At 38.1% G+C, this 13010-nt stretch carries 4 protein-coding genes and 3 pseudogenes; 2 read left to right on the top strand and 5 right to left on the bottom strand.

Going from position 1 to position 13010, the window contains the following annotated elements:
- Positions 1 to 50: 50 nt before the first annotated feature.
- A pseudogene (locus tag ACFINR_RS05370) lies at positions 51 to 2327 on the top strand (type ISP restriction/modification enzyme); the annotation flags it as partial.
- A 958-nt stretch (positions 2328 to 3285) separates the two neighbouring features.
- Here the strand turns inward: ACFINR_RS05370 and ACFINR_RS05365 are convergent.
- The 5 genes and pseudogenes from ACFINR_RS05365 to ACFINR_RS05345 all read right to left on the bottom strand — a co-directional run.
- Positions 3286 to 3756, bottom strand: a complete 471-nt coding sequence (locus ACFINR_RS05365; RefSeq protein ID WP_375638561.1) for an SMI1/KNR4 family protein — start codon at positions 3754 to 3756, stop codon at positions 3286 to 3288.
- A gap of 270 nt (positions 3757 to 4026) precedes the next feature.
- Entirely contained in the window at positions 4027 to 4377 is a 351-nt protein-coding gene (locus tag ACFINR_RS05360; RefSeq protein WP_375618707.1) for an HNH/ENDO VII family nuclease, read from the bottom strand.
- An 88-nt stretch (positions 4378 to 4465) separates the two neighbouring features.
- Complete coding sequence (locus ACFINR_RS05355; RefSeq protein WP_375652961.1) at positions 4466 to 7021, bottom strand: DUF6990 domain-containing protein; 2556 nt, start codon at positions 7019 to 7021, stop codon at positions 4466 to 4468.
- Positions 7022 to 7027: 6 nt separating this feature from the next.
- The gene (locus ACFINR_RS05350; RefSeq protein WP_183194745.1) at positions 7028 to 7381 is read right to left on the bottom strand and encodes a hypothetical protein; all 354 of its coding nucleotides are present in this window, start codon (positions 7379 to 7381) and stop codon (positions 7028 to 7030) included.
- Between the two features lie 210 nt (positions 7382 to 7591).
- A pseudogene (locus ACFINR_RS05345) lies at positions 7592 to 11812 on the bottom strand (DUF637 domain-containing protein); the annotation flags it as partial.
- 25 nt (positions 11813 to 11837) lie between these two features.
- Here ACFINR_RS05345 and ACFINR_RS05340 point away from each other — a divergent pair.
- Positions 11838 to 12602: pseudogene (locus tag ACFINR_RS05340) on the top strand (autotransporter outer membrane beta-barrel domain-containing protein); the annotation flags it as partial.
- Positions 12603 to 13010: the final 408 nt, after the last annotated feature.

The raw sequence follows: 13010 nt of genomic DNA, 5'->3' as shown, positions 1-13010 counted from the left end.
AATGGAAACGTTTTAACTCTGGTCGAACGCTCTCTCATCTTAACTGTGCTTTTATCATTCATTCTGTTGATGATGTGTTGCGTAATGAGTTTGGAAAAAGCTTGGGGTCACGAGGAGTCTCCATTCTCGACCCTTTCACTGGAACAGGTACCTTTATCACAAGGCTTTTACAATCTAAACTGATCAAACCAGAGGACATGGAATATAAATTCCGTCATGATATCCATGCCAACGAGATTGTCTTGCTCGCCTATTACATAGCAGCCATTAACATTGAATCGACTTATCATAGTCTTATGAAAGGTGGGTATATTCCTTTTAAGCATATTGGTTTGGCTGATACGTTTCGAATGCTTGAAAAGAAAGATTTGTTACAAGAATTATTTAAAGAAAACAGTGAATATTGGGAACTCCAGAAAAATCTAAATATCAAAGTTATCTTTGGCAATCCTCCTTATTCAGTGGGACAAAAAAATGCCAATGACAGTGCGAAGAATACTCCTTATCCTATTTTAGATAAACGGATCAGTGAGACTTATGCTTCTCAATCTAAATCAATGAATACGCGAAATTTTTATGACAGTTATATTCGTGCTATACGCTGGGCTAGTGACCGTATTGATAATGCTGGGGTAATCGGCTTTGTTTCTGGCTCTGGTTACGCAGAAAAATCGACAATGAACAGTTTACGAAAATCTTTAGCCAAAGATTTACGAGCATTTATGTACTTAATTTACGAGGGGATCTTCGCAAGAATATGTTAAGCAATGGAGTTGCTCAAGAAGGTGAAAATATTTTCGGCAATGGTAGTATGACGGGTATTGCGGTAACGCTATTTATCAAAAATCCCAATGCTTCTGGAGATTGTAAAATTTACTATCATGATATTGGAGATAATCTTTCTACCGAAAAAAAACTTAAGAGGCTTCAATATTTTGGTAGTATTGGTGGTATTACATGTGAAAACGGTTGGAAAGTAATTACACCGGATGAACATGGGGATTGGATAAATCAACGTGATAACAGTTTTGAAACATTTCTAGCCTTGGGTGTTAAGAAAGGGCATGACAAAAAACTGTTTGAAACGTTTTCTCGTGGTATTATGACAAGTCGTGATCTTTGGGCATACAATTCAAGTCGTGCAATTTTAGCGAAAAATATGAGTAACATGATTGCCTTCTATAACAGTGAAGCAGAACGTTTTAATAATGCTTATGCGCACACTGACAGTAAATCACGTACAAAGGCTGTAGATAATTTTGTTAATTCAGATACAAGCAAGATAAGTTGGAGTTTGAATATAAAAAACAATTAGCAAGAGGTAATATTTTAAAATTTGAAGAAGATGGTTTTGTTCAAAGTTTATATCGTCCTTTTACACGACAGTGGCTTTATTATAATCGCATTTTTAATGAAGCAATTTATCAAATGCCTCGTATCTTTCCTGTAGAAAAAATGATCAAAAATACAGTGATACAAGTTTCTGCTATAGGAGCAAGAAGTGGATTTTCTGTTATTATGACTAGAGATCTACCTGATTTTCATGCAATAGATACGGGGCAATGCTTTCCACGCTATATTTACGAAGACACTACGGTCTCAAAAGATAGAAACAAGAAACAAACTCATTTATTTACCAATTCTATAGAAAAAAGCATCAATGCTGGTTTACAGAAGCGTGATGCCATTACGGATGAAGGGCTAACATATTTTAAAGCTGCTTATCCTAATGAGACCATAACAAAAGATGATCTATTCTATTACGTTTACGGTCTACTTCGGAAGATTACCGTACTCGTTATGCTGATAACCTCTCTAAAGAATTGCCTCGTATCCCTTGCGTAAAGAGTGCTAATGATTTTTGGAAGTTTGTAACAGCAGGGCGTAAACTGGGTCATTTGCATGTAAACTATGAAGATGTAGAGCCTTATCCAGTCACATTTAAAAAGGGTAATCCAAAACAAACAGAGATCTCTAATTCTGAGAAACTCTATTACGTTACAGAAATGAAATTCGCAAAAGTAGGTAAAGAGAAAGATAAATAAACAGTTATATATAACAGCAATATCACAATAACAGATATCCCTCTTGAAACTTATGAGTATATCGTCAATGGCAAACCTGCTCTTGAATGGGTTATGGGGCGTCAATGCGTAAAGACTGATAAAAAGAGTGGTATTGTCAATGATGCCAATCACTATGCTGTTGAAACCATTGGCAACCCTGCCTACCCTCTAGAGTTATTTCAGAGGGTTATTACCATAAGTTTAGAGACAATGAAAATCGTTAAGAACCTACCAAAACTAGAAATTAGAGAAACTGAATAACTTATAATGCATGCTCACATGATGAGTATAATAAACTCACAAGGGGTATAAGGTCTTATACCTATAGGTTATTATATCCCTTTTATAAATTGCTTACATATAATCTTTAAAAGGAGTGTTTATATGCGTTATTCTAAAAAGAAGAAACTTGCACTATTAAATACTCTTATTTTGATTGCTTTAAGACTTTTAAGAAATCCCATCTTAAAGTGAATACGCTTCTTTTACATTGCCTTTAAGATGTTATATCGTAATCTAAAATGATAGCTTTATTGTTATCAAAAGCTTTGTTTAAAGAGGGTTATGTATATTCATTTTCTTATATTACTTATAGGTTTTGAATGTTTCTTAAACCCTCAAAACCCTTACAAAACATACATCATTAGTTGAATTTATAGGTTGTATTATTGATATAGGTTGTTTTTTGAAAAATTGATAAAAAATAATATATTGAAATATAATGACTTTTATTTTTTATTGAAAAATATGTAAAGGGGGGGGTAAAAGGAACCCTCAAAATACTCAAAACTCATAACCATAATGGTCTTGATAGTACTTCTTATGAATTACAAGCTATCTTTTGAAAGGCTTTAAAGGATCACATACTTTATCATAAAGCACATTTTAATCACTCACTAAAATAATCTATTTTGTCAGTTCAATTTACTGACACATAACTGACAAGTTTTAATCAATTCACATCATGGTTATCTTTAAAGGTTGTACTCTTGATATGAGTTATGTTTTTAAAACACTAACCTATTGAAATATAATGTTTTAATTTTTTTATCATTAAAAAAATAATATAGGGTCTAAAAAGAACTGACAACACTGACACGGTCTATTAAAAGGTATTTTGCTCATCTCTATAATGATCAGTTTCTATTGAGATGTTTTCATAAATCGCAATTATCCTATTTATCAACTAGTTGTATAACATCATCTAAGGTATAGGTTTTCATGAATCTTCCCCTACATACTCTTTAATTCTTTTGCAGAGAAATTCATAAAAATTACTTGCGTAATATTCGGAATCTTCAGATGTATACTTGAGATAGAGTGGGCATTCACCATCCCGAAACTGTGTATAATCAAAATAAAAGGTTTCACCAAAATCAGTTGTGCAGATAACAAGTTGTTTGGGGTCCGTAAAGCCATCTCTTCTATCGAGTAAGTTTCGGTAAACAATATCACCAGCAGGAATACCTGCGCAGATTTCATAAATACTGAATATTTCTTCACCTCCAATTTCTCCTCCTCCATAATTTTTTAAAAAATTCTTATAGGAAGAGGTAAATTGTAAACCAAGAGTGTTCTCAGCTGTTTTAATCCGTACATCATCAGGGGCATTATCTTGAGTACCAAAATTAATAACATGACTATGCATATCAACATATTGTGCAACATCTGATAAAGTATAACTTTTCATAAATTTTTCTCCATAAGTCACAGCGTGTTTTTACTCATAATGAGTGTTCCTAATGATCAATCTTTTTCTACTATAGCCAATGGAATTGAGATGAGATTGATAAAATCATAAGAGATATGTTCTTGACGGAGCTCTTTTCTCATCTGTCTCTGTACAATCATCTCGCATTTACAATATATGATGGAATTAAAGGAGGTGATCATTAAAGTTTAGAGAGCGCCTTTTAGGGATATTATTTCAATATTTGCAATAATTACTCTTTCTTTTTTCCTACTTAGGAATTTTTTTTGAAATCCAACAAATAACTTTTCTGATAAAATTTGTCTTTGGATTCATAGGAGCAACCAAACTCCTGCCTTGATAAAATGAGTAGAGAACCTCAACGAGAGGACTATCTTGTTCTTGTGTCACAGGATGTAACATAATAGGTCTAAAATCGACTCCAATAGGTGCTCTTCCTGATACCATTCTTTCCACATTTGTACCCGTTACTATCTGTCCTTCTTCTTTCCAAGAAGAAACTGTTTCGGGCTCAAACAGTTCATCTTCCTGATAAACTTTTTGACTTTTAAATTCCACCGGCTCAGCTGCCCCCATACTTTTTTTCTTTATCCATTTCATGATTCATAATCCCCTCGATTTTTTCAAAATAATCAATTTATTCTTTGTTCTAAATAGACTTAAATAAACTCTCCTTCCAAGAGCGAGGTTATTCCTCGCTAGAAAGCTCTGAGTGATCATCAAAATCTTTTGCTACCCGTTCAATCAAAGCGTAGCTCACTTGCTTCACCTTTGCTACTTCTTTGGCTAAAGCTAATGCACGTTCAAGGTGGGTTTTGTTGATGCTTTCGTCAAAGCCTAGGTGATCACCTGCCGTAAAGCTTTTCTGATAAGATTGTAAGGTCTCAACATCACCCAATAAAGCAAGAGCGCCAAGATGAAGTAAAGCATAATCCGTATCATCTGCTTTAGACGTTGCATCCCGTTGCCAAGGAGAAGTGCCATAATCAAAGCGTAGCCTTTTAGAAAGGTCAATGTCTGTTACCGCCCATTCTAGCGCATCATCAAGCGCCTGTGTTAAACGATCCGTAGTGACCTCTGGTTCAAAGATTTCCAATCCCTTGGCTTCAAAATTAAGCTGTATATCTGGAATATCTTCCGTGTAGGTAGGATCAATGAATTTACAAGCAGCGGAAAGAATGCCCGTGCTAATCAAAAAGGCGCTATCAAATTGCGGACAATCTTTGGCAATTTCGTCGTTATAAAGAATGTCTACTTCACGATCAGCCAATTGATAGCTTGCCATATGATCATTCTCATTGATTTTCTCGGTTGACCAACCTAAGCTTTTCAAAAGTGCATGAGCACTTTCCATGGTGAGACGATCATCATTGTCGTCCACTTCCTCTGCCACTTCAACAGAAGTTGTTTTAGAAGCAACAGATGCTATTTGCGGATCCAAGCTCAAAATCGGTGCATTTTTCGGAAAACCTGCTCGATAACCCCGTGCAAGAGTGAGGAGATTATCAATTCTATATTTTGAGATTTCTTCCACAAAACCTAAAGAATTTCCCTTTCTAAAATTCTCCTTATAAGATTTGAGCTTTTCAACATCCCCAATCAAAACAAGCGCAATAAGGTGACGCGCTACAAGATCAAGTTCACTGTCTGGGGAAAAAGCCGCATAATCATAAATGATTTGATTGACATTTTGCCGATCTGCCCATTCAAGTATATCTGTACAAATCTCCTTTAGCTTGCCTCTATCCAATTCAGTACTAGAAACTGTATAAACTTCTTCTGCTTCTTTGAGGGCTATATATTGAGGCATATTATAGAAAATCTCTCTATGAGCAGTGGAAAAGCCAAGTGTTGAAAGGGAAGCCTTAAATGCAACAATTGGCTCTTCTTCATCACTTTGAAGACTGTACATTATATTGATGATACGGTGTTTACTGATAAAATAGGTATTACGATCATAGTTTTTATCACGATAAACTGTCCAACCCATTTCTTTTAATTGCTCAGCAACCTTATTGAAAGTAATCAAAGCTTTCGGACCAAGATGTGCTTCTGCTGCTTCTCGCTCATTAAGGATTTTCAGATGTTCTTCAGCAAATTCAACGGCATGGTTAACATATTTTTCTACTTCATCATCATCCAAATGTTCAGAAATCGTACCAGCTTCTAGAAAATTTTTATAAGATTTCAGGATATCAATTCGACCTGTCAACGCTAAACAAGCCAAATGCCAGACTATATCTATATTGTAGCTATACTTTTGAACACGTGTTTTGCTTTCTATTGATGCTTGTAAATCTTGGGCGCGTGCCCACTGTATTATCCGCTCAGAGATTTTTGTTAACTCTTGCTCATTCAATTCCTCTACACAAATATCAATTTCCTTGCCAAAACCACTAAAAAAACCTCCTCCAATCGTGTTAAAAGACTTATAAATATCCGTAGGTCGTATCCAATTATATTCTCTCCTATAGTGAATATATTTGCAAGCTACAGAAATCTCTTCATTAGATATTTCAGCTTCAAGACGAACATTGTAATTATCATGAAGACGTATAAAGCCAAAATCAAATTGAATAAAACGGTCTGGCAAAGAGAGAAACATTCTCTCAGGTTCCATAGCAATCCATCCTCGCGTTTTGAGGATGCGACTTGCTGCGATGAGATTTATCGAGCGCTGTTTTGGCTTCTTGCGCGTTAGAATATCGTCTAATTCCCCATTTTTATAGACCTGTGCAAAAAGAAGCAAGCGTTCATTCCACGTCATTATTTTATAATCAGAAAATTCTGATACGTTTATTTTGGGCGTAGACTCATAACTCCTTAAAGCTTCTATCTCGCCGAGAAGAGCCTTTGCAACAAGAGAATGATTAGCAGCTTCTTCATGTAATTTTTTTTCAATATCTTGTGCTTGCGCCCAAGTAATGACTTTGTTTAAAGCAGATTCAATATGACTTTCTGAAAGATCCGGTACCGTAACCCCGAAATCACCTATTTCTGGATAGAGTATATATCCATACCGTGACTTTTGCCCCCTAGAATATTCACAAGCAAGACTATAAGAAGCAGTTGTGAGGCTAGCTAATAACCAAAATTTTTCACCATCCGTTTCATGTTTCACACCATAGCTCAAATCCACAATGCGATCCGGAAGATAATAATAGGCAAATGTATCGCCTACTTCATCACGATAGAGCTCACAGCCCAGACTTTTTAATATTTCTGCTGCATCTTTAGTTTGCATAATGTTTCACTCTTCTCCAACCGCCGGATAACAGCTAACTGTATAAGGAATTATTCTATTCCACTCTTTGTTTATTTGATTTTCACTCCAATTGTCTCTAAACTCTTTCAGAAGCTCTGCATCTCCTTCAAATTTTTTCAAATCTTCTTGGTATTTATTAAGCTGTTCCTTATTTTCGCCCAGATAGCGTTTCATAATTTTCCCAAAAGGTTTTGCATCTCCTGTTTTATACGCTATTTCAAAATCTTTTTGACATTCTGTTAATTGAAAATTACCAGTTTTTATATCAATAACTTTTAATACACCTTTCTCCACATAAATAATATCAGGGCGATGTATTTTTTTTAACGAAAAGTTCATAGATTATTCTCCATAAGTCGCAGTTTATTCACGCTAATACTGTTCTACCACTGTAAATAATAGTTGATCTTTCGTCTCCCAGCCAAGCGTTTTTAAAATCTCTGTCACGTCTTTAGTTCGCATCGCTATTCACTTTCATTCAAAAAGTCCTGGATAATGAAAAACGTTAACGTCAGTTTTGTCTAACTTATTATTCAATTGTCCTTTAATCTATTCTTTACTAGCCTCGTTTAATTCTTTATCACTTCCTTTAAAATCTTTGAACGATTCTTGATATTTCTCTAAGAACTCTTTGTTCTCTTTAAAAAATTTTATAAATTTTCCTTTTGTGGACTCAGCATTTCCTTCTTTATATGCCTCTTTTAAAATCTTTTGTTGTTCACTTAATTTAGAATTCTTCCCCGTTTTTACCTCGCCAATTTTTATTTTACCATTCTCTATATAAACAATATCCGCACGAGATTTTACTACCCCCTTATCCGTCTTAGTTTTGAATACTATTTCTGTCTCGCATACTATACATCCTTCATCCTTTAATTCTTGTTTTTTCTCATCGCGTTTTTTATCATGATGCTTCCTGACTTGTTCAAGTATGTTACCCTTTCCATCATTATTGTTTTGTGGTTCTTTATTGTTTCCGTTTTTTTTCTTATTTTTACTTTCCTTCTGAGAATCTTTATTTTTTTCTTCTTGTGAGTTTTGATTTGTTTTTTCGCTATCTTCTGCAGAATTTTTCGATGCAAACCAATAGGTAAGGAAATCAGCTATAGCGGTTCTATTGTTAGGAGATTGAACAATAGTTGCTCCACCAGCCATAAAAAGAGACAGAGCTGCCAACTCTTGTGGCGTAAGCGACACAATGAACGCTACAGCAGCTGCTACCGCAGGAAGAAAATTATTTTCGGCAGCATTACCTGCGGCATCAGCGCCAGTATTGACATCACCACCAGCAAGGGCAGCAGCAAAGCCCCCCGCTATGCGCGCGATATCAATGGCATGATCATTAAAATCAGAAAACTGTGCTTCAATCTTTGCATTGATACGCGCTTGTTCTTCTGCCGTTGGAACACGACCATCCAATGCTGCTATTTCTTTTTGTATAAAATTTTTGGTCGACAGTTTAAACTGGAGCATAGCAGTGGCTTCACCCACAGCCCCGCCAACAGCACCGGCCGTGCAAGCACCACTCGCAACAGCGCCTTTTAAACAGCCAAGACCGGCGTGGGCAACGATCTGCGTGACCGTGTCTATTTTGCCTTCAGCCTTGGCGGTACCGATTTCTTCCGCCAACGATTTGCCAACCGTATCAGACAGGGCGATGCGCAGATTGTTAAAAAAGTTCTTGTCAAGAGAGCCACCCTCAAGAGCCGTTTGAACGCCTGTGCCAATGGCGGCTTTGATCAGGTTCTTTTCCGCTTCACTGGCGATACGATCGACAAAAGGAGCGGTTTTAGGCAAAGATTGTCCAACACCTGCCATTTCCGTTATTTGGCTGGTTAAGCCCGCCGTTAACATCGACGAGACAATGCTGAGAACATTCTTTGAAGAGCCAAGCTCATGCAAGGCACCGGCAATATTGCCGCGATTATTGACAAGAGCCACAGCGCTTTTGTTAATCAGCGCTTGGACACCTGCCTGTATCGCCGCATTCATGGCGGTGCTCGAGCCAAGCCCCAAAGCACCGGTAATGGCACTGGCAGCACCCGAGGCTGCTCCGCCCGTAACCGCCGTGACAGCCAATGCCACGAGAGCCGCACCGGCTTCTGTCAGCCCTTGGGCTTTATAATCCCAGTCTTTAAATTCAGCCTTAACTGCTTGCCAATCCACTTGCTTGGATAATTCTGGATCATCACGCAGTTGCTTAATCCATGCCAAGCCTGGGGAGCGAGATAATTGCTCAAGAGATTTGTCTAAATCACCAGTTGCCTCATACTCAACAACAAAGCCATCACCCGCATCAAGCTTTATGCCACCCTTAGCATCTATGGTGACATGTTCGATGGTCTCCTTAAGGTAACCTTTATCGCTCTCACTCCACCACACAAGGTTTTCATTACGCTGATAAACATCCTTAAAATCTTGATCCTTGTTGGTCAGAAACTTGATTTTTCCCGTATCTGATGCCAAATGCGTCTGACCACCACTTGATAGCCCTGCCGCATCAAGCGTGAGATCCCCATTTTGCGCATGCATGGAGAGGTTGCCCTCTGTTTCTATCGTGGTTTTGTTTGTAGTAACTTCTGTTGATTGTTGACGAAACTTATTCTTTTGCTTCGATTTGTCGCCTTCTTTGCCCCTCAGATCCAAATCAAAACTGTTAAAATCTTGCTCTGAAATCGCGTTGAGAGCGCCACCACTGGTGAAATCTCCATTGCCCTTGGCTTTAAACTTTCCCCCAAGGTTAAGTTCACCACCTGTGACAATGGTCAAATCTCCATCACTGTTGACTTCTGTCAAACGGTGCTCACTGCTTTGGGCGTTATAATGCCCTTTTTCCAATGTCTCCTTATGGTCACTCTCTAGCACTAATGAACCAAACGTAGCAGAACCATCGACAATCACCGTCATCGGACCGCCACTGCTCCATTGGCCACCAGTCATGCTTAAATCGCCAAGGGAGTGAATGTTTAAATCCTGTATAGAAATGATTTGAGCCTGCTGCCCACTGCGATCAACAAAACCATATTCATTCGTGTCACGGATTTTTGCAGTACCATCAATGATTGTCTTCGCATTGAGGGTGATGATATCCCCCAGAATAACACCTGACGAGTTGGCTAAAAGATCGCCACTGCTGAGATCTACAGCACCGCTGCCAAGCAAAAAACCACCATTATTGAACAAAGTTTGCGTAGTCGAAACATGCAATGCACCATTACTTGATATGGTGCCACTATTGGTAAGACGGTCCGTCTCTATAGTGACGCCATTGCCTTTCAAACGTGCACTGGCAAGGTTTCCTTGCTGCGTTTTTGCCCCATAAACATCTTGTGCTAAAGAAGTGTTTGGTGCCAAATAAACGTGGGGTACCAAGACCTCTTGTCCGTCGACAGGGTGGGTCTCAAGCCAGATCATATCCTTTTTGATCCCAGCAATCTGCTGAGGCGTTAAGGGCTTGCCTAGCACTAACCCCAAGGGATCTTGCTGCTCCACAGCATTGTCATAGAGCCTTTGCATTTGAGCATTGGGATCTTCAACATCAAGAAGAGTGCGATTGCCTGTCAGCTCAAAGATTTGCTCACCCACCAGACGATATTCAAAATAAGCATCCCCTAATCTTTTAAACACGTTCTCAGGCTTATAATTGCCAATCTTTTTTAAGTAATAGTCCGATCCTAAAAATTTGCTTGGATTGATAAAGTCCTGTCGCGTCTCAACTAAAAACGGCACATCCGGTGATTGGGTCTGGTCCAATTCTGTCTTAACAGAGCTAAGCCCGTCTTGCGTTGGCACCTGTATGGATTCTGGTGCGGGTGTTTTTGTGCTTGGTGCAAAAAGCCCTTTGTGCCCTTTCAAACCATTGATAATACCGTCTAATCGATCATCACTAATCAGTGGTTTGGAACCGTCAAAATCGGTGTTTTTAACACCAGCCAAACCTTTATCGCCAGAGCTTAAGCCAACTTGCTCAACCCCCTCACGCACCGCATGATTGTCAATATAGCCTGTCAACTTGGCATCAAGCGTGCCACCAGCTTCAATCGTGCCGTAAACAGTATCATAAGTGCGGGCGGTTGTTTGGGTAAAAGTAGGACCATCCCATTCTTTTGCATCGTGCGCTATACATCCTGGATTTGTGATACTACATTGCTTATATCTGTAGCGTGTTTTAGTCACAATCTTGGTTGTTTCGATTAAATCGCGCCCTACCAAAATCTGGGCAGCATTATTGATAAAATGAGGCTGCTGACGAATGATCGTGGTGTCGATATTTTTCTTGATCTTTGTGTGTTTATCAACATTTGGGATTTTTTCCCATTCTCCTCGCACGTAACTGTGACCAACCACTTTATCGCTAACTTCAACTCCACCTTCACGCATGTTGGTAAGCGCTGAGACATCGAAGGTCATATCGCCTGACACGGCTTCTAAAAGCCCCGAACTATTGATGACATGACCAGCCCGCTCTCCACTTAAACCACGGATGATGAGATTGTCTTCAGCAATGACATCGGCAAACTTATTGATAAAATCCCCATCTAAGGAGAAAATGGCAGATTTCTTGGCATAAATCAGCCCACTATTACTCAGATCAGCGCTCACATTGAGCGCAACCCCATCACCACTTGAGCCAATACTGCCGGCATTGTCCAAAACATCTGCGGTTAAAACAAAAGCGCCACCACTTTTGAAAACACCGTCTTCACCATTTAAAACCAGAGCAACTTGCCCCAATGACGGATCATGACTTTTTGCTATAAGCGTAAAGGCGCCATTGGAATAAAGTACTTCTAGTAGATATGGTTATAGCAGTGCTAATCTTCACTATGCTGTTCTACAAGGAGCTATTAACCTTGTCGCGCAGAAGGGAAAAATATCTACAACACATTTGGGTCTTGTCCGAACCTACGGGCAACTCTCTTTCACCCCAAAAGATATGCAAGATGCAAATAAGACTACTGTGGAAAAATGGTTACTCACAACCTATGGAACCATACAACATGACAAGTAGTTTCTATCTTGATACGCTGTTTATCCTATGGATTCCTAAAGAGAAAGATCACCAATGCCCTCATTAGTACAACCACAAAATTGAAAAATGCAAAAATGTTGATGATCTCCACAACTGTTAGCAAACAATTTGCAACAGGTATCCAAGGCGTAACATTCGAACCGCAGGCACAGCTTGCCTATCAACATTTGATGTTTGATACCATTAAAGATGCTGATAATCTGACCATTAAGATGCAAAATCCTTCTCAATGGATAATCCCGTGTTGGTGGACGTTTGACAAAAACCATTGCCACTGAAAACAGTCGTCCTATGTCTTTCTATGGAAAAGTAAACTTAATCAAAACCTTTGGTGATGATCAGACATTCCATATTGATAAGTATTATAAATGTGACCCCTCGGGAAGTTCCGTTGAAGGTGGGCTTGGTATTAGTGCATAATTGTCCGCTAACCTCTCCCTTCATGGTGATGTCAGCTATCAACAAAAGCTTCAAAAAACTGGTATAAGTGGTACAAGCTTTTCAGGAGGAATACTCTATCAGTTTTAAATCAAGACTGTAAAAATAGCCTATTCAATTTAACAAAAAGGCAGCATATTGCTGCCTTTTTGGTTTATTATAAGCTGTTTTTAAGCGCTTTTTTAAATAGAGAACAGCGAAATATTTGAAGACAGTCATTGACCATTGGATGTTTTTTACAAAAAATTCTTTTTATAAAGAATAAAACTGTAAAAAAGAGAACAACCAAAAACAAAATGATATTGTAAAATAATGAGAAGCTTTTCTAGAAAATACAACATTACTATCTTTTGTTATTTCTCACGAATTTAATGCTTAAAATCCCAAAATAAAACTTTTGAACATAAAATGATAAGTAAAAAATAATGCAATAATATCAAACAAAGGGATGTATGTTATAAGTCACTCATATATTTCAAAATGGAAGTTCTAATAGGA

The sequence above is a fragment of the Bartonella sp. AP19HLJMH genome (assembly GCF_042196245.1).
Lineage (GTDB): Bacteria > Pseudomonadota > Alphaproteobacteria > Rhizobiales > Rhizobiaceae > Bartonella.
The sequence above is the reverse complement of the archived record's forward strand: the minus strand, read 5'-3'. Positions and strand labels throughout refer to the sequence as shown.